This is a genomic window from Candidatus Poriferisocius sp. (genome assembly GCF_965214065.1).
Lineage (GTDB): Bacteria > Actinomycetota > Acidimicrobiia > Acidimicrobiales > Bin134 > Poriferisocius.
In genome coordinates this window covers 42,647-59,290 of sequence record NZ_CBDCAT010000027.1, presented here as the reverse complement: position 1 = coordinate 59,290, position 16,644 = coordinate 42,647, and the positions used below count along the sequence as shown (strand labels likewise).

General features: G+C 63.1%; 24 protein-coding genes. 11 read left to right on the top strand and 13 right to left on the bottom strand.

The window, feature by feature from the left end:
• Nucleotides 1-10: 10 nt before the first annotated feature.
• Nucleotides 11-181 (bottom strand): hypothetical protein, encoded by a 171-nt coding sequence (locus tag ACOOGG_RS06565; protein WP_420433517.1) that lies wholly within the window; start codon nt 179-181, stop codon nt 11-13.
• Between the two features lie 11 nt (nt 182-192).
• On the opposite strand from ACOOGG_RS06565, the gene ACOOGG_RS06560 reads away from it, so the two are divergent.
• Entirely contained in the window at nt 193-1,215 is a 1,023-nt protein-coding gene (locus ACOOGG_RS06560; RefSeq protein ID WP_420433515.1) for a hypothetical protein, read from the top strand.
• Between the two features lie 3 nt (nt 1,216-1,218).
• Here the strand turns inward: ACOOGG_RS06560 and ACOOGG_RS06555 are convergent, their stop codons facing one another.
• Together ACOOGG_RS06555 and ACOOGG_RS06550 are read right to left on the bottom strand one after the other, a co-directional pair.
• Nucleotides 1,219-1,932, bottom strand: a complete 714-nt coding sequence (locus ACOOGG_RS06555; RefSeq protein ID WP_420433513.1) for a DUF429 domain-containing protein — start codon at nt 1,930-1,932, stop codon at nt 1,219-1,221.
• Nucleotides 1,925-2,599: a glutaminyl-peptide cyclotransferase gene (locus ACOOGG_RS06550; RefSeq protein WP_420433511.1), complete on the bottom strand. Its 675-nt coding sequence runs from the start codon at nt 2,597-2,599 to the stop codon at nt 1,925-1,927. Before ACOOGG_RS06550 ends, ACOOGG_RS06555 begins: the two co-directional genes overlap by 8 nt.
• 37 nt (nt 2,600-2,636) lie before the next feature.
• Here ACOOGG_RS06550 and ACOOGG_RS06545 point away from each other — a divergent pair, with 37 nt between their 5' ends.
• The 3 genes from ACOOGG_RS06545 to ACOOGG_RS06535 are packed head-to-tail and all read left to right on the top strand — an operon-like array spanning nt 2,637 to nt 5,495.
• Entirely contained in the window at nt 2,637-3,104 is a 468-nt protein-coding gene (locus ACOOGG_RS06545) for a hypothetical protein (protein ID WP_420433509.1), read from the top strand.
• Nucleotides 3,105-3,108: 4 nt separating this feature from the next.
• Nucleotides 3,109-4,194: an acyl-CoA dehydrogenase family protein gene (locus tag ACOOGG_RS06540; protein ID WP_420433507.1), complete on the top strand. Its 1,086-nt coding sequence runs from the start codon at nt 3,109-3,111 to the stop codon at nt 4,192-4,194.
• Nucleotides 4,195-4,229: 35 nt separating this feature from the next.
• Nucleotides 4,230-5,495, top strand: a complete 1,266-nt coding sequence (locus ACOOGG_RS06535) for a sulfotransferase family protein (protein WP_420433505.1) — start codon at nt 4,230-4,232, stop codon at nt 5,493-5,495.
• Nucleotides 5,496-5,504: 9 nt separating this feature from the next.
• Here ACOOGG_RS06535 and ACOOGG_RS06530 read toward each other — a convergent pair whose 3' ends face one another.
• The 4 genes from ACOOGG_RS06530 to ACOOGG_RS06515 all read right to left on the bottom strand — a co-directional run bounded on the left by ACOOGG_RS06530 (nt 5,505) and on the right by ACOOGG_RS06515 (nt 8,490).
• A complete protein-coding gene (locus ACOOGG_RS06530) occupies nt 5,505-5,852 on the bottom strand; it encodes a DUF5615 family PIN-like protein (protein WP_420433503.1) in 348 nt (115 codons plus the stop codon).
• Complete coding sequence (locus ACOOGG_RS06525; protein WP_420433501.1) at nt 5,849-6,178, bottom strand: hypothetical protein; 330 nt, start codon at nt 6,176-6,178, stop codon at nt 5,849-5,851. The genes ACOOGG_RS06530 and ACOOGG_RS06525 overlap by 4 nt, the downstream gene beginning before the upstream one ends.
• Before the next feature lie 166 nt (nt 6,179-6,344).
• The gene (locus tag ACOOGG_RS06520) at nt 6,345-7,319 is read right to left on the bottom strand and encodes an LLM class flavin-dependent oxidoreductase (RefSeq protein ID WP_420433499.1); all 975 of its coding nucleotides are present in this window, start codon (nt 7,317-7,319) and stop codon (nt 6,345-6,347) included.
• 61 nt (nt 7,320-7,380) lie between these two features.
• Nucleotides 7,381-8,490: an LLM class flavin-dependent oxidoreductase gene (locus ACOOGG_RS06515; RefSeq protein ID WP_420433497.1), complete on the bottom strand. Its 1,110-nt coding sequence runs from the start codon at nt 8,488-8,490 to the stop codon at nt 7,381-7,383.
• Nucleotides 8,491-8,585: 95 nt separating this feature from the next.
• On the opposite strand from ACOOGG_RS06515, the gene ACOOGG_RS06510 reads away from it, so the two are divergent.
• Nucleotides 8,586-9,521 (top strand): alpha/beta hydrolase, encoded by a 936-nt coding sequence (locus ACOOGG_RS06510; RefSeq protein ID WP_420433495.1) that lies wholly within the window; start codon nt 8,586-8,588, stop codon nt 9,519-9,521.
• Between the two features lie 291 nt (nt 9,522-9,812).
• Here ACOOGG_RS06510 and ACOOGG_RS06505 read toward each other — a convergent pair whose 3' ends face one another.
• The 4 genes from ACOOGG_RS06505 to ACOOGG_RS06490 form a co-directional block, all read right to left on the bottom strand.
• Entirely contained in the window at nt 9,813-10,160 is a 348-nt protein-coding gene (locus ACOOGG_RS06505) for a hypothetical protein (RefSeq protein ID WP_420433493.1), read from the bottom strand.
• A gap of 203 nt (nt 10,161-10,363) precedes the next feature.
• The gene (locus ACOOGG_RS06500; protein WP_420433491.1) at nt 10,364-10,606 is read right to left on the bottom strand and encodes a type II toxin-antitoxin system RelE family toxin; all 243 of its coding nucleotides are present in this window, start codon (nt 10,604-10,606) and stop codon (nt 10,364-10,366) included.
• Nucleotides 10,607-10,613: 7 nt separating this feature from the next.
• The gene (locus ACOOGG_RS06495; protein ID WP_420433489.1) at nt 10,614-10,850 is read right to left on the bottom strand and encodes a type II toxin-antitoxin system Phd/YefM family antitoxin; all 237 of its coding nucleotides are present in this window, start codon (nt 10,848-10,850) and stop codon (nt 10,614-10,616) included.
• 123 nt (nt 10,851-10,973) lie between these two features.
• Complete coding sequence (locus tag ACOOGG_RS06490; protein ID WP_420433487.1) at nt 10,974-11,183, bottom strand: DUF2442 domain-containing protein; 210 nt, start codon at nt 11,181-11,183, stop codon at nt 10,974-10,976.
• Nucleotides 11,184-11,271: 88 nt separating this feature from the next.
• On the opposite strand from ACOOGG_RS06490, the gene ACOOGG_RS06485 reads away from it, so the two are divergent.
• From ACOOGG_RS06485 to ACOOGG_RS06465, 5 genes are all read left to right on the top strand, one after another.
• Entirely contained in the window at nt 11,272-11,493 is a 222-nt protein-coding gene (locus ACOOGG_RS06485; protein WP_420433485.1) for a type II toxin-antitoxin system HicB family antitoxin, read from the top strand.
• Between the two features lie 79 nt (nt 11,494-11,572).
• Nucleotides 11,573-11,863 carry a HigA family addiction module antitoxin gene (locus tag ACOOGG_RS06480; protein ID WP_420433483.1) on the top strand — a complete coding sequence of 97 codons (291 nt, stop codon included), beginning with the start codon at nt 11,573-11,575 and terminating at the stop codon, nt 11,861-11,863.
• Nucleotides 11,864-11,932: 69 nt separating this feature from the next.
• The gene (locus ACOOGG_RS06475; protein WP_420433481.1) at nt 11,933-12,361 is read left to right on the top strand and encodes a hypothetical protein; all 429 of its coding nucleotides are present in this window, start codon (nt 11,933-11,935) and stop codon (nt 12,359-12,361) included.
• Nucleotides 12,358-12,882 (top strand): XRE family transcriptional regulator, encoded by a 525-nt coding sequence (locus ACOOGG_RS06470; protein ID WP_420433479.1) that lies wholly within the window; start codon nt 12,358-12,360, stop codon nt 12,880-12,882. The genes ACOOGG_RS06475 and ACOOGG_RS06470 overlap by 4 nt, the downstream gene beginning before the upstream one ends.
• Before the next feature lie 27 nt (nt 12,883-12,909).
• Nucleotides 12,910-13,140: a hypothetical protein gene (locus ACOOGG_RS06465; RefSeq protein WP_420433477.1), complete on the top strand. Its 231-nt coding sequence runs from the start codon at nt 12,910-12,912 to the stop codon at nt 13,138-13,140.
• Nucleotides 13,141-13,236: 96 nt separating this feature from the next.
• Here the strand turns inward: ACOOGG_RS06465 and ACOOGG_RS06460 are convergent, their stop codons facing one another.
• A complete protein-coding gene (locus ACOOGG_RS06460; RefSeq protein ID WP_420433475.1) occupies nt 13,237-13,536 on the bottom strand; it encodes an LLM class flavin-dependent oxidoreductase in 300 nt (99 codons plus the stop codon).
• Nucleotides 13,537-13,704: 168 nt separating this feature from the next.
• Between ACOOGG_RS06460 and ACOOGG_RS06455 the strand changes: the two genes are divergently transcribed.
• A complete protein-coding gene (locus ACOOGG_RS06455; RefSeq protein WP_420433473.1) occupies nt 13,705-14,529 on the top strand; it encodes a hypothetical protein in 825 nt (274 codons plus the stop codon).
• Nucleotides 14,530-14,548: 19 nt separating this feature from the next.
• On the opposite strand, the gene ACOOGG_RS06450 is transcribed toward ACOOGG_RS06455, so the two are convergent.
• Nucleotides 14,549-16,540 carry a GmrSD restriction endonuclease domain-containing protein gene (locus ACOOGG_RS06450; protein ID WP_420433471.1) on the bottom strand — a complete coding sequence of 664 codons (1,992 nt, stop codon included), beginning with the start codon at nt 16,538-16,540 and terminating at the stop codon, nt 14,549-14,551.
• Nucleotides 16,541-16,644 lie beyond the last annotated feature (104 nt).

Below are 16,644 nucleotides of genomic sequence, written 5' to 3'. Positions count from 1 at the left end.
GGCAGCGGAGTCATTCAAAGCGGACCTCGAATAGGGTGGGCCAGCGCTTGCCGGTGATGAGGAAGGTGCCGGTGTCGGTACCGGAGTAGGCGAAGGTACCGGTCTGCTCCAGCGTGTCCCGTCCTCTTCTGCCTCCCGCTTTCCAGTTGAACTCCATGCACCGCGGCAGTTCAGCGGCCAAGATGGGCGAGGATGGCTTCGCTTCGCACCGAGATAACCGAGATCGTCACCGGGCTGGGGATGCTCGGTTTGGCGTCGGTGGACGAGGCGCTGACGAACCGTCCCGCGGAGATGGTGGGGGTGGAGAGCCAGCACTACGAAAAGCTGGTTGCCGCGAGGGATGACGGCAAGTACGGGGTGCAGTTCGAGGAGGCTTGGGCCAACGGTGTGGCCTTCGCCGGGGCCGAGGACGGGCTGCGGGGAAGGCGGCCGAAGCGGGTGGAGTGGAAGGGGCCGCACCTGGCGCCCTCCTATGAGCAGACGCCGGCTGACCTGCGGATCGACCATGTGTATCTGGTGAGCTGCAAGTACGGGTCGAGGCTGCTGCACAACGTGTCGCCGGGGCATCTGTTCGAGCGGCTGCTGGAGGTAAGGCGAGCAGGTTCGGGGGACTGGTACGCCGAGGTGGCCCTGGCCGAGTACCAGGATCTCTATCAAGCCGCCCGCCAGTACCTGGTCGCCCACGAGGAAGGATTCGACGACCTGCCGCCTTCGGTCACCGATTTGAACGCCGACCAGCACAAGCGGCTGAAACGGCCCTTTGCCCGCCGATGGCCCGAACCGCTGTCTGAGCCGGCTCGCTGGTTCTCAGTGGCGGTGTCGCAGGCCTCCGCCGAGCGATGGCTGAAGGCGCTGGGACGTCGGGCGACTAATCGGGAGGAGGCGTTGTGGCGCTTGCTGCGTCTCCAGCCTGCGCCCTATTTCGTGCTGGGTACCGACCATTGCCGCCGACCGGTGCGCTATCGGGTGGACACTCCGTGGGATTTTCGCCAGCGGTTCGCGTTCAAGTCGTTCGACGTATGGCCCGAGGCCCGGGTGCAGCCGGTGGTGCGGTGGAGGGGAGATCTGATCATCAAGGCCACCGACACTCCCGTGCATGTGGATGGCCATGTGGAGGTGCGCTGGAGCCATGGACGGTTCCAGGGCTCGCCCGAGGCCAAGGTCTACCTCAAGACCCCTCACTTGGAGACTCCCGGCTACACCGAGTTGTCGTAGAGCTCAGGCCCAGATGGCCATCGGATAGCCGGTGGCGTCTACCTCGTCTGGTCCCAAGATCATCACGGTGCCGGCCGCCATGCGCCGGGCGGTCCAGGCTGCTGCGGCGGCGTCGAGCAGGTCGTCGACGGTAGCGCCCGGCACAGGGGCGGGATCCTCGGCCAGGTTGGAGAACTCCGGCGCCAGCACGGCCAATCGCTCGGCTCGCCCCGGTGGTTGGCGCTTGGATGATTCCATGGACCTTCCGGCCAGAACGGCGAAACTGGTCTCGGGGTGGACTTCGGCCGCTCGGGGTTTGGCGTGGGGGTCTAGGTTCTCTGGAGTCAGCTCAGCACGTACCTCTCGCACCTTTGGCAGCAGATGGAACGCTTGGATGGAAAGGCCCCGGCCGGTGTGGGCTCGTCCCCTCTGGTTGGCCTCGGCGTGGTCGGCGGCGTCGAGCACGCACAGCGGTGGGGTCCAGAACAGCGAGGATCGGCGGGGGCCGAGCAACTCCCGGGCTTTGATGTCGGATCGGCGCAGGTCCTGGCCTGGAAGTCCGATGGGCATGTCAACGCCAACGGCCAGCAGCCCCTGCGACCGGGCCTCGGCCCACACCTTGGCAAATGACGGCCACAATGAGAACGCCACTGGCGAGCCGGGGTCGGTGCCGGTGATGGCCATGACCCACCCGCCCTTGGCCGCATCCACTCCGGCGACCAGAGCGGAGTCATTCAAAGCGGATCTCGAATACGGTGGGCCATCGCTTGCCGGTGATGAGGAAGGTGCCGGTGTCGGGCCGGTAGGCGATGCCATTGAGAACGTTGTTGCTGTCGGCCAGCTCCGGATGAGGGCTGATGATCCCGGCCATGTCGGCTTCGGCGATGACTGCGCCGGTGTCCGGGTTTATCACCACTATGCGGTCGGTGAGCCACACGTTGGCCCACACGTCGTCGCCGATGCACTCCAGCTCGTTGAGCCGGTTGATTGGCTGTCCGTTGGTATCGATAACCGGCACCGAGCCCAGCACCTCGAAGGTCTCGGGGTGTCGGAAGGTTAGGCTGTTCGACCCGTCGCTCATCACCAGGCGGTCGCCGTCGTGGCACAGCCCCCATCCCTCGCCGGAGTAGGCGAAGGTGCCGGTCTGCTCCAGCGTGTCCCGGTGGTGGACCGTGGCCGCGCCCGCCTGCCAGGTGAGCCAGATGAGCTGGTCGTCGACCAGGGCCAAGCCCTCCCCGAAGTGCTGGGGCTCGCCGGGGGTCTCCTGGAGCACGCGGCCGGTGGGCAAGTCCACTGTTCGCAGCACCGACTGCCCCCGCAGCCCGGTGCTCTCATACACCAGCCCGTCGAACCACAGCAGCCCTTGGGTGAATGCTGATGTGTCGTGGGGATGGGTGGCCAGCACTTGATAGCTGAGCGTTCCCGACCAAGAGGGGGCCGAGATGGGCGCGGCGGTGGGTTCGGGGGTTGCCGGTGCGGTGGGGGCCGGGATGGGCGCGGCGGTGGGTTCGGGGGCTGGGGTTGCCGGTTCCGCTGGCGCGGCGGTGGGTTCGGGGGTTGTCGGTGCGGTGGGGGCCGGGGTCGGCGCGGCGGTGGGTTTGGGGGCTGGGGTTGCCGGTTCCGCTGGCGCGGCGGTGGTTTCGGGGGTTGTCGGTGCGGTGGGGCCCGGGGTTGTCGGTGCGGTGGGGGCTGCGGTAGGTGCGGGGGAAGCGGACGGCTCTGGCGATGCCGGGGCCTCCTCGGTAGCCGTCGCTTCAGGCAAAGCCACCGGTGGGGGCGCGTCGGTGCCGCAGGCCGACAATAGGGCGACCGCGGTCGGCAGGCAGATTGCCGCGCAGAGCGTGCGAATACGTGTCAGAGAAGCCATTTTGGCCCAAATGCGCTCTCCGTACAGAGGGGTGCAACACTGAAACCGTGGATTTCTCCCTTTCAGAGCAGGAGCAGGCAGTTGCCGATCTGAGCGGCCAGATCCTGGGTGACCTGTCAACCCCAGAACGGCACAAGCAACTAGAGGCTGATGGCGCAGCCCACGATGTCCAAGCGTGGCAGGCGCTGAGCGAAGCCGGGCTCGTGGGCGTCTCCCTGCCAGAGAAGCATGGCGGGGGTGGTCTGGGATTTATGGCCACCTGCCTGATGTTGGAGGAGATCGGCCGCGCGACGGCACGAGTGCCGTTTCTGGCCCCGGTGGCAGCCATGGCGGTGGCCGAGTTCAGCCCCGACCATCGTTGTTTGGAGCAAATGGCCGACGGATCGGTGCTGGTGTCGCCTGCATTGGTCGAGCCGGGCCGCGACCCCGGCCACCCGAGCACTTCGGCGGCGGTGACGGACGACGGCTGGGCACTTAGCGGGACCAAAGAGATGGTCCCGTTCGCCGATCAGGCCAACTGTCTCTTGGTGCCCGCGTCGACTAGCGGTGGCATCGGGCTTTTCTTGGTGGACAAGTCAGCCTCGCAAGTTGAGGTCGTGCTTCAGGAGACCACTTCGGGCCTGCTCGAGGGCCAAGTGGTGCTGTCCGACGCGCCAGCCGAGCGGCTGGGCACCGACGCTGCGCCGGTGGATTGGCTCGTTCAACGGTGTACGGCGGCGTTGAGCGCAGTGGCCGTGGGAGTAGTGAGCGAGGCCCTGCGGCTGACCGCGGCCTACACCAGCGAACGAGAGCAATTCGGCCGTCCCATCGCTACCTTCCAAGCCGTGGGCCAGCGAGTGGGCGACGCCTATATCGACACCGAAGCCATCCGGCTCACCGCTCTGCAAGCGTGCTGGCGCCTCGGCCAGGGCCTAGAGGCATCCACCGAGGTGGCGGTGGCCAAGTACTGGGCGGCCGACGGCGGTCAGCGGGTGGCCAACGCCGCCCAGCACCTCCACGGCGGCATGGGCGTGGACCGCGACTACCCCCTGTGGCGCTACTACGTGTGGGCCAAGCACCTCGAGCTCTCTCTGGGCGGTTCCACGGCACAGCTCCTGCGCATCGGCGGCGCCCTCGCCGCCGGCACCGCCTGATCCCAGCCGCATAGGGAGGGTTAACCTAAGCCACCATGAGCGAAGCCAAGCGAGATGTCCGGGCCACCGATGGTTCCTCCCTTCCGGTGGTGGTGCGGGCGCTCAACAGCTATGGCCGCACCCTTCGCCGCGTTCGACCGGCACATGGGCGGCTCAACGCCGACGCGTTGGTGGAAAAGGCCCAAAAGTCGGCCAAGCTCGACGATTTCGGCCCCGACGGCTGGCAAGAGGGATTCGAGATCCTGGTGGACTCGATCAACGACGAGGGAAACCTGAGCAAGTTGGGGCGGATGATCCTGGGGGGCTTGATAGACACAACCCTTCAGATGCGCCTGCGGGTGGTGGATTGGGCCAATCGCCATCCCGAGGTGGCCCGCGAGCAGATCACCGCTCCGATCATGGTGACTGGTATGCCCCGCACCGGGACCACACTGCTCAGCAATCTGCTGGATCTCGATCCTCAGAACCGATCTCTGCTGGCTTGGGAGGCCGCCGCGGTGGTGCCCCCGCCCACCCTGTCGAACCACCGCGAGGATCCCCGCATCGCCGCCTCGGTGAAGGGCTCGGGCCAGTTGTCCAAGCTGGCCCCCAGCGTGCAGGCCATGCACCCCATGGCGGCCACGCTGCCCACCGAGTGCGTGACGCTTTTGGGCGGGGAGTTCAAGTCGATCCACTTCGAGACCCAGGGCACCTTCGACGCCTACGGCGCCTGGTTTGAGACCTGCGACATGGTCCCGGCCTATGAGTTCCACCGGCTGTGCTTGCAGATGCTGCAATCCACCATCCCAACCCAGCGGTGGGCGCTGAAGACACCGGGGCATATGTGGCACTTGGACGCGGTGTACGCCGTGTATCCCGATGCCCGAGTGGTGTGGACCCACCGCGATCCGATGAAGGTGGTCGGCTCCGTGGCCAGCCTCAACTGCACCCTCCACGCCACCAACACTGACAAAGTGGACTTCGCCGGTGTGGGCCGACGCTGGCGGGACAAGTGCCTCCACGGCATCAAGGCAGGCACCGAGTTCCGCGACCGGCGAGGTTCTGACGACACCGTGTTCGACCTCCAGTACGCCGAGCTCATGGACGACCCCGTGGGCTCGGTGGAGCGTATCTACCGCCACTTCGGCATGGAGTTGGATGACTTGGGCCGACGCAAGATGCAGGCGTGGATGGAGGAGAACCCCCAAGACCGCTTCGGCCGCCACCGCTACACCCTGGACCAGTTCGGCCTAGACGCCGACGACCTCCGCGAGCAGTTCGCCGATTACGTCGAGCGGTACCAGGTGCCTTCGGAGGGGTAGTAGGAGACCCTAGGGCCAGTGGGGTCCGGGGTAGGGGTAGGGGTTTCGGGTGGCCCAATGGTGTAGATGGCGGGCGAGGTGGTGGGCTAATGCGCCACTGCGGGGGTGGTCGGCTTTGCGGAACAGCACTACGGGTGTGCAGGGGTAGTCGTTGGCGAGTCGATGGGCGGCGATCACAGCGAAGTCTGAGAAGTTCTCGGTCACCACCACTCTGCTTTGCTTGAGGGCTTCGGCATAGATCGACTCATCATCTGCTCCAGCGAGCCCGACAGCAGCGACGCTGATGGCGTCGTGGCCTAGTGCGTTCAGCTCCTCCGCTGTAGTCGGAGGCAGCATCTCGTCGATGAGCCATCTCAAGACGACAGCAAGTTCTCGCGTTCTTCTATCCGCCGACTGATCTGCTCGGCAGCCTGTTCGTCGGCTTCGATACGAGCATCAATCTCCACGGGGAAGGCGCTGTAGAAATCTGCTGCCAAGCTGACCATGCTCACCGGCAAGTCGAGATCCTCAGCAAGGCGCTCGACGCGCTCCATGCCCCGGCCCGGCCAGTGCCGCAGATCGCGGATCACTTCCCAAACGTCGGGACCCCCCACAAGCCCAGCTCGTCGACCGGTGGGACCGGGGCGGTAGACCACCCCGGGGAACTCGCGGGTCTTCAGCCCCTCATCGAGCAGCGAGCTCACAAGAGAAGTAGTCGACATAGAAGCCGCGCGGCTCTCAGTATCGAGCCGCTCTAGCAGTTCTTCCTCAAGCCGGAATGATGTAGGACGAGACATAGCTCACACCTCTCTGGCGTTTAGCCGCTTCAGAATTACGCTACATGGCACTACATTGCAATACAAAGGTATTTCAGAGGTGAGGTAGGACCTCGGATTCGAAGAGGTGGAGGTTTTCCCAGGCCAGGGCGGGGTCTAGGCCGCCCATTAGGGGGTGGAACATTAGGGCGTCGAAGTCGCCCATGGCCTTGATCATCTCGATGGCCTCGGGCGGGGTGAGCAGTTGGTGCATGCCCATGGCCCGCAGCGCGTCGGCGTCGCTCACCGGCTCATATCCGGTGGCAGCACCCGACTCTGTGGCCCAGCGGCCGTAGGCGTTCATCTCGTGCAGGGCGTGGGGGGCGACTTTGGCCCAGGTGGCGTCGGGGTCGTGGGTGATGTGCAGATATCCGGGGCTGCCCGATGAGGCCGGACCGGGATCGGGGTTGCCCAGCTTGATGACCTCGTCGCGATAGTGGTCCCAGAACTCGGGGAGCGAGGGTAAGAACCCGTCCGCGATGCGGGCTGCCCGTCGGGCTGCCCCCTCAGAGCTGCCTCCCAGCCAGATCATCGGCCGGGGGTCCTGATACGGCGTCGGCGTGACGCAAACGGTGCGGCCCCGGAACTCGAACGGCTCGCCGGTCCAGGCCGCCTTGAGGGTGTCCACCATCTCCACAGTGAGGGCCACCCGGTCCTTCATCTCATGGCCGAACATGGCGAATTCTGACGGTACATAGCCGCCGGCCACGATCACGCTCATACGGCCCTTGCTGATCCGGTCGAGCACAGCCAGGTCCTCGGCCACTCGCAGCGGGTCGTGCATGGGGGCGATCAACGCCCCCAGCATGATGTGGATGGACTCGGTGCGAGCGGCGATGGCCGAGGCCATGGCCACCAGCGACGGCAGGTATCCGTCGTCGGAGCCGTGGTGTTCCGACAGGGTGACCGACACGAAGCCCAGCTTTTCGGCCCACACCACCTGTTCGATGGCTGCTTCGTAGAGCTCGTCCACCGGCACCGGGCAGATGTCCGGGCACCGGAAGTCGTAGCGGATGTTGTGCAGGGCCATGGCCGTCTCCTGTTGTCGACTAGCTCTTATCGAACTCGGATGGCGAGATCATCCGCCCAAGTCAGCTCTTGAACTCGGGGATCACGTATTTGCCCATGAGCTCGATGGAGGTCATCACATCCTCGTGGCTCATCTTGTACGGGTTGAGCAGGCAGAACAAAAGGTCGCAGCCCACCGCCTCGTAGCGCTTGGCCACCTCGATACAGCGGTCGGGGTCGCCCACCACTGCGGCGCCCGACTCCCAGATGTAGTCCATGGTGATCTGGCCCAAGAGGCCCTCGTCGCGGCTCTGGGCGGCATCGCCGGTGTAGGAGTAGGAGCCCAGCTCGGCCACCTCTAGGTCGGCCAGGTAGTCGGCCACCGAGGCGATGAGCCCGCCCCCGTAGCCCGGATACCACACGAACGACTCCTCGGAGGCGGCCCGGGCCTTCTCGTTGGTCTCGTTGCAGTGGACCATGGTGAAGGTGGCGGCCCGGTCGTTGCGGAACTTGCCCACCGGCTCATCGCAGTCGGCCTGGCCCTTGCGGTAGGTCTCGATGCGCTCGGCCAAGTCCTCAGGCGGCGAGCCCACCGTGAACGAGCACAGCCCGATGCCCCGCTTGCCGATCTCGTAGTGGCCGGGCACCGAGCTGGTGGCGCCCCAGATGGGCGGGTGCGGGTCTTGGCGGGGCTTGGGCAGCACCCGGCGCTTGGGCATCGACCAGTATTCGCCCTCGAACTCGTACTCGTCATTGGTCCAGCAGCCCACGATGTGGCGCAGGGCCTCGTCCCACTGGGCCCGGGTCTCGTTGGGGTGGATGCCGAAGCCCTCCAACTCGGCCCGGGTGGACGAGCGCCCGGTGCCGAACTCCACCCGGCCGTTGCTGATGAGGTCGAGCACCGCCACCGACTCCGCCGTGCGCACCGGGTGGTTGTAGGGCTTGGGCAGCAGCCGCACGCCGTAGCCCAGCCGCATGTTCTCGGTGAGGGCCGCGATGTGGCCGTAGAGCACCTCGGGGTTGGAGCAGTGGGAGTACTCCTCCAAGAAGTGGTGCTCCACCGTCCAAAAGGAGTGGAAGCCCATCTTGTCGCCCAAAACGGCCTGTTCGATGGTGTTCTGGTAGGCGTTGTACTCGCTGTCGGGATTCCAGGGCCGAGCCACCGGAATTTCGTAGAACATCGCAAACTCCATGCCATTCCCCTTGTGTATGCGGCGGTGAGTTGTCGGGGCAGATGGTAAACGGCGCGACCCGAAGCCAGCGAATACGGACAACTAGGGTGCGACCCATGGCACTAGATCCGGCCGCCAAGGCCGTAATGGACATGATGGAAGAAAACGGGTCGAGCTTTGCGGGCATCGCCTCGCTGACCGCAGAGGAGCTGCGCAACCGGTTCCAGCTCGCTGAGATGCCGGTGGAAGACGTGGCCCGCACCGACGACTGCATCATCGCTGGCCCAGATGGCACCGATCTGCCGATACGCATCTACTGGGCCACGACATCTGACGAGCCTTGCCCGGTGGTGGTGTTCTTCCACGGCGGGGGCTGGGTGATCGGCGGCATCGACAGCCACGACGGCCAGGTGCGCGAGATGGTGAACCGCACCGGCATGGTGTTCGTGTCGGTGGACTACCGGCTGGCGCCGGAGGCCCGGTTTCCGGCCGCGGCCGAGGACTGCTACGCCGCCACCGAGTGGGTGGCCGCCAACGCGGCGGACATCGGCGCCGATGCTGCCCGGCTGGGGGTGGCCGGCGACAGCGCGGGGGGCAATTTGGCCGCGGTGGTGGCTCTGATGGCCCGTGACCGGGGCGGCCCGGCCATCGCCCATCAGCTGCTCATCTACCCCTGCTGCGACATGGACTCCAACGCCTGGCCGTCGCAGACCGACAACGGCACCGGATACTTCCTGACCAAGGAGTCGATGGACTGGTTCTACGACCAGTACGCCGACGTCGCCGACCGCGACAACCCCTTTGCCTCGCCGATCAAGGCCGACGACCTCAGCGGGCTGCCCCCGGCCTGTGTGATCACCGCCGAGTACGACCCGCTGCGCGACGAGGGAGAGGCCTACGGCCGCCGCTTGGAAGAAGCCGGTGTGGCCTGCGAGGTCCACCGCTTCGACGGCATGTTCCACGGGTTCTTCGGCATGACCCTGGCCATCCCCGGCGCCGTCGCCGCCCAGGAGACCGCCGCGGCCGCAGTGAAAGCCGCGCTGTCGGGGTAGCCCGACCTGGAAGGGATCAGCGGCAGGAATCCATTCATTGTGAAATAGTCAGCACGGTGAAGTCGTCAGCACGATTACCTGGCCTTCGCCGCCTGTCACCTTCGCATCGCGGGTGCTGCTAACCTCCACCTCGGAGATGCCCCTTTCTGCGGTCACGATGTTTGCTCATCTATTCACATCGTCCCGCACCAAAGGGGCTTTTCCGCGTACGCGCACACCCCAAACACCCCATCGACATGACCCCAAGAGTTTGGACCGCTGGACCAAGAAAACGGGGTCTGGTCAGAGTGCCTATTGTTCGGCTTGGTCGGTGGTTTGGCCGTCGCTTTTGGTGGGCGGGGGGGTGATGCCCATGTTGCCTTCGATGCGGGCGATTCGCTCCCGGGCGTCGGTGAGGTTGGCTGTCATCTCCTTGAAGCCCTCCTTCGTCTCCTGTCGATGCTCGGCTAGCGAGGTGCTGAGCAGTTTGAACTGCCGGGTGGCCTCTTGGAGAGTCTCCCTGTTGGATTGGGTGATCAGTTCCCGGGTTTTGAGGGTGTCAAGGTGGTGGTAGCGCATTGACGCGACCGCAAAGCCCAGCACTGGCCCCAACGTTGCCGCGAGCACCGGCCCAAGGTCCGACAAGGAGACCACTTCCATGCCGCAACTCTAGCGGCCGCTTCCACTGGCATCAACACTGTATACAAGAAAATATATGGAAATATAGTAATAATAGCTGTAGAGGCAACCAATCTCAGCCCATTGCGATTTCGTCGGAGCGGACGGGGATGCGGGCAAGGCCTAAGCCGCTCGAAGGGGGCGTCCCGTCACGTGGTGGGGCTTTTCGGTTGGGGCGGTAGGCATCAGCGGTAGGCATCCCTTCTGTGTGAAATTGTCAGCACAATGACCTGGCCTTGGCTTGCTGTGTAGATGATTCGATGGGATCGACCCAGGCGGGTGGCACGCTTTCCTTGGAGGGGCCCGGCCAGTCTTCTGCCCAGGTGCGGTTCTTGATCGAGGCGCCGGATGATCTCCCTTGCCTTGGTCGCCAGTGCCTCGGGCAGGCGATCAAGATCCTTCTCGGCGCGGCGCGCCAACTTTGCCACGAGGACTTCAGTCGAGTTCGAGCAAGTTGCCCGCAGCGATGTCTCGCTCGGCTTCGGCGATGGCGTCCATAGTCGCCTCGTCGGCGAGGATGTTCAGCGTTTCGAGAAGCGATTCGTGCTCCTCGTAGCTCATGACGACGGCTACGGGTCGTCCGTGCCGAGAGATCTCGATCGTCGAGCCGGTCGATTCGACTTCGTCAACAATTTCGCTGAGCCGGCTGCGGGCCTCGGTAAGCGGGGTCATGGGAGTCTCCAGCAGTCGTCGGATCTGACTGCGGAAGAATTGTACAGAATTCTATGCAGAACGCAATTTCCTATTTTGCACTCCGACTTGACCAAGCGCTTGGCGAGAGCCCGCTGCTGTGCCCTATTGGGCCAAGCGTTCGAGGATCCGCTGATTGCGCGCCATCGATGCGGCAAGCCGTTCTTGGAATCGCTCGTCAGCCCGACCGGCGAAAACGCCCCCAAGCGCCGCGCTGTCCGACAAATCGACAGTACCGGTGATGCCGTCATCGAATCGCAGCCAGAGCTTGTACTGCTCTCGAACCTCGAGTTCAACCACATGCGGCGACAGCATGAGACAAACGATATTTGCATTTCCCCGCCATTAGCGAACGACTTGCCCCAGTCCCGCCAGCCGGTAATTTTGCGACGGGAGGTGTGAGGTGAACAGACGCTTGACCGCGGTAGTTGAATGCGAGAGTGACGGCTACGTCGCGTTCTGCCCGAACGTCGATGTCGCAAGCCAGGGAGAAACGGTCACCGAGGCACGGGAGAACCTTGCCGAGGCACTCACGCTGTTTTTTGAGAGCGCATCTGTCGATGAGGCTGAGCGCCGGCTGCGCGAGGAGATATATGTGACCCAAATCGAGGTCGAGGTTGGCTAGTTGAAGCGGTATATTGAGGGCACCCACCCGGCACCATGAGGGCCGGGTCTTTCTTTGGCTGCGAAACCGAGAGCCAGTAATGCTGCGACAAATTGTGCATCCAGGGGAGGTGCTAAAGGGCGAGTTGGAGGAGTTCGGGATCGCTCCGACCGAGCTCGCCCGCCAGATCGCCGTGCCGCCCAATCGCGTGTCTCAGATCATTGCCGGAAAGCGGTCGATCACCGGCGATACGGCGCTTCGGCTCGGCCACTGGTTCGGCGTCGAGCCCCAGTTCTGGATGAACCTACAAACCCAGCACGACTTGGCGGTTGCCAGCCAAGAAATCGGCGAGGCGGTGGAAGCACTGCCGACGGGCCGCCCAATCGCCTGACCGGCAGCCGCGAAACCTTGACCTGAACCTCTGACCCAAAGACCAGAATATGATGTACACTTCATATTTATGGAGGTTCGCCAACACCCTCTATTCGCCGACTGGCTCAGATCACTAGCGGGAACTGCCCAGCTCCACGAAGTGTTCGGCGAGGTCATGGCCCTGATCAACGCCCTGGAGAACTGCGGCCGCGAACTCGAGGGGGACGAGTCGCACCCGGTGTCGAGCACCCACTACGACCTTCACGCCCTTCGGCGCAACCCCCCAACCCAGACCACGCCGTATGCCGATGGGCCGCCCGTGCTGCGGCTCCTCTACGGATACGTCCGACACCACACCGGACACGAAATAGCAGTCCTAGCCAAAGGAGGCGACAAGACCCTCCTTGGCAACGACTGGTACCCAGCCAACATCACCCAAGCCGAAGTCAGGATCGACCAGTGGTGCCAACAGCACCCCGGCTACAAACCCATCCACAAAAGCGGAGGACCAAAATGACCAACCCGACCAGACCAGCAGTCCCCGTCGATGATGCCAGCATCGAGGACGTTCCCGATAGCGCCTGGCAACAAGACGACAGCCTCGAGCAGTTCTACGAAATGCTGGCTGAGTCCCCCATAGCCGTGGAGGCCTTCAACAAGCTGGCTGAAGAGATCTCCGCCCGCCAAAGCACCCTGGCCCAAGTCCGCCGGGCCCGCAAGCTCACCCAAAAGGTGATCGGGATGAATCTTGACATGGACCAATCTGCCGTGTCGCGCCTAGAGCACCGAAGCGACATCCTTTTGTCCACACTCCGCTCGTTCATCCAGGCAACCGGTGGCGACCTCCATCTCATAGTCACCTACCCGGACTCTTCACCGGTATCGCTCCAAATCGGCCCCAAGCCTCCTGACTACGTCATAGATGTCTTGCCCCGAATCGCCGAGCCTGCCACTGGCCGTCATGTAGTACATGAGGCAACGGGGCGCGTAGACAAGACGGACGGACTCGCCGGCTACGACACCGGCAAATCCAGCTAGCTGTTGCGGCCTCACCGGGGAGCGAGCATGAGCAACGAGACCAAGACCAACAGGACGCTGACCGGCGATGAGATCGAGTCTGTTGCCGCGGACTTCGAGAACCGCGACTTCACGCCCAACGAACTCACCAAGATCAAGCGGACGCGCCGTCGCTCACCAAGGATTGGAGAGGCACGGGCCGAGGTGTACACATTCCGTGCTCCCCCCAGCTACAAGAGCCGGATCAAGCAGCGGGCAGCATCCGATGACAAGACCTAAAGCCAAGTCATCCGAGACGCACTCGACGCCTACCTGTAAAACGCAGCAACCCGCACGGCAAAGTGATGAGGCCATGATCACGGGCATTAGCCGTGATCACGATGCCGAAGAGAGGATCACCCTTCCCCCGCTGAGCTGGTCGAGCGACAGCGTCGCCTGCGAGACGTTGATGAGCCTTCGACGCGCCTGCGGCGTGACCATCGGCCCGACCTTGATTCGCCGGCTGCGAGTTGCCGCGACAGCCAGGGCAACCCACGGATCGGCAATCGGCCACTGGCCCTCAACCGGGCTGAGCACATGGTCCCAAACGAACACCCCGTCAATCCTGGCCTCATCAGCAGCCTCAGCGATGTCCCTAAACGCCACCAGGTCCGCCAACGCTCCAAACAACGGCATCGTCAACCCATGTTGCACGACTCCCGACCCTCGTTTGAACTACGACAGAGGCATTCTCTGTCAGATTCGTCAAGACATATGCCAGAACGGTCGGCTGTCAGTCGCAACTACCTGATTAGTTTGCACTTGTGCAGGTAGGTTTGCACTCAAGAGCAGGGAATCTTGTAGTTGGGCCAGATCAACAATCTCACTAGACAGAAGCTGGAGGAGCTTCTTGAGATGTCGGGTGGCTACGTCCTCGATTTCACAAACAGCTCATTCGCCGACTTCATCGAAGGCTGCCTTGGATTCGACCCATACGACCGGTACCAAGGCTCCAAGGCGAAGATCCTGCGCCAGATTTGGGAACGAGAACCCGGAGAGGACGTGGCAAGGCTCAACCTCGAACTCCTCGAGCTATGGCTTTTCAAGAGGCATTCTGCCAATAGGGAGCTCACATCGTTTGAAGAGCAGATGTACTCCGACCTCAAGTCAATTCTCACCCAGCCCGTAGCTCCGAATTCGCTAGCCGACGTGGAGTTCCTCGAGAAGGACTTCGGTGAGATCGATTTCAGCGCATTGCCTAGTGGACTCACTGCGAAACAGGTCGTGGAGGCTCGCATTGTTGAGATTGAACGATGTCTAGTTGTAGAGGCACCGCTCGCCGTAATCTTCCTGGTCGGGAGCACCCTGGAAGGTCTCTTGATGGAAGTAGCTCTGGCCAATCCGGATGCCTACATCTCCTGCGATACTGCACCGATGAAGAAGGGCAAGCCGAAGCCTCTCGACGACTGGACGCTGGCCGAGTTGATCAGGGTGTCGCGATCCCTCGGAGTGATCGGAGAAGACGTCCTCAAGCATGCCGACCAGGTCCGTGAGTTCCGCAACTACATCCATCCCCGCCAACAGTTGAAGGAGAACTTCGAGCCTCGGATGAACACTGCTCACATAGCGAAGCAGGTTCTACTTGCAGCACTTACGGACCTAAACGACCTGGGCCATCTCGGTCCGTGAGGCCGTTTCTCCACACTTCCTATGAAGCGCTCTCAGCTGGGACCCAATCCCCGTTCCCAGCGGTCAGGGCCATCACTTCGGACTCCACGTAGCGCTTGAATGCTTCGGCAGTTGTGAAGTGCCGGAAACCGTGGTCGTTCGCAGCCTGGAGAGTCTCGGGGCCTTCGCCGAGCAGTAGGGCGACAGGGTCGCTGAAACCCTCCTGGATGCCATTTGGCCAAGCGAGATCGAGAATTGCCAGCGGATCGCCAGATTCCGGGTGGGACAATTCGTGCTCGATGATCCCAGCTGGGAGACCTTGCTTGCTCAACCACTGGTTGATGGCGTTGAGGATGGCTTCTTCCTCAGCATCTTCGATTCCGCCGGGAATAGTCGCCGCTACAGCTTCTGTGAACTCTGCGGAATCCGAGGGAGCGGCCAACGAGGCACCATGGAGAAGCCCTTCAATGAGCTCGTTCGCGGCCTTGGCGAGAAGGCGTTGGCGTTCCTCGAGGAACTGAAGGTAGTTCTCCGTCCTCCAGAGTTCCCTGTCCATGGGAATCCATTGCGAGGCGAGGGCGCCGGGGTGCTTCTGTTCGACCTCCGCGAAATACTCGGAGGGAGATCTAGCGCCGATCTGGAGGTTTGTGTCTTTGGTCAGGAAGCAAAAGTTGGCAACGGCGTTCACCTGAGGCCGCTTGAACTCCTTCTTGTACAGCAGCGACTTGGGGAATATGTGGTGCACCTCAAGGGCGCTCATCTTGCCCAGCAGCGAGCTCTTGAGAGCCAGGCCCGTACCCCAGTCCCTTGCTTCCCCGATACGTGTAAGGGCGTACAGCACTGGGTAAAAGCGAGCTCCGAGGCTCCAGCCGCGGAAGTGGGCAGGTTCTACCCGAAGGCTTCCATGCCACAGCCGCAGTTGCTCGAACAGCCGATCAGTGCCGTGCTCCCTTTCTGCAATTGCCTCAAAGTCGGCGTCAAGGGTGCTCTCGGTCGATCCCGAGAAACGTCCCCACATGGCGCTCTGGAAGTACCAGCAGAGCAATTGGTCCCGCTCCGCGGCATCTCCGAGGTGTCCGCCGCGCTGGTCGATATACCGCGACATTACCGGTAGGGCGTAGCGTCCGAACAGAACCCGGTCGTGATCGAGGCCCAGGCGACCGGCGATGAGGTTCAAGGCATAGTCGATCGACTTCTCGGCACGGGCGAGCCCATCTTTGATGGAACTTGTCGGCGTGTCGTGCAGGTAGACGAATCGCGCCTCGCCAGTGACGATGGCGTTCATGTTGCGCAACTGCCAGTCGAGGCTGAAGTAGTAGCCGCTCTCTTCCCAACGCTTCAGAACAGACTGCATGTGCTCACGGCCTTCGGGCCATGAGCCGCAGATCTTGGCGAGGGCAAGATCCCCGTGGGAGAGCTTCGTGCCTCCGCTGTTGACCCGGTTGAAGATGTCAACGACGACCTCGACCGATTTGTCAGCACCGGTCACTTCCTCCACATGCAGCTCGATATCTCTAATGCTCAGGATGCTGTTGAGCCGGCCGATGTATTCGCCCTGACCGGAGGCAAGATCTGGGTGTTGGCTTATCCATGAGATGTATTCACCCACCCCTGCGTGCCCATCACGCATGAGGGTTGTGACATCGATCCACAGCGGGTCGTCTTTCATCAGCGTCGGCTGATAGAAGCGAAACTCCTCGGTCTTGATATTGAAATTGAGACCGGTGAATGCTTTTTCGTTTCCGTCGAAGAACGCGGGCGGAGCGCCGCGGATGATGCCGTAGAGCGAAGTGATGCGCTGCTGTCCGTCCAGCAGAAGCTGAACCACTCCCTGGGAGAGTTCATGCTCTCCGCGAGACTGCGCTCCATCTGCGGCCGTTACCCAAACCAGCAGGCTGCCTACTGGATGCCGCCGATAGAGGGAATCCATTAGCCCGCGCACCTGATCACGATTCCAGACATAGCCCCGTTGGAACTTCGGCAACGCAAACTGCCCACTGTCGATGTGATCGAGAATTGTCGAAACCTTCATGACAGCGCTCCTCCTCGGCGATGCGAGAACTCATGGATTATTACTGCTCACTAGGCGCGACGCGCGTTCCTTCGTCTCCCCTCCGTAAGTCCAGGGTCAGCGCC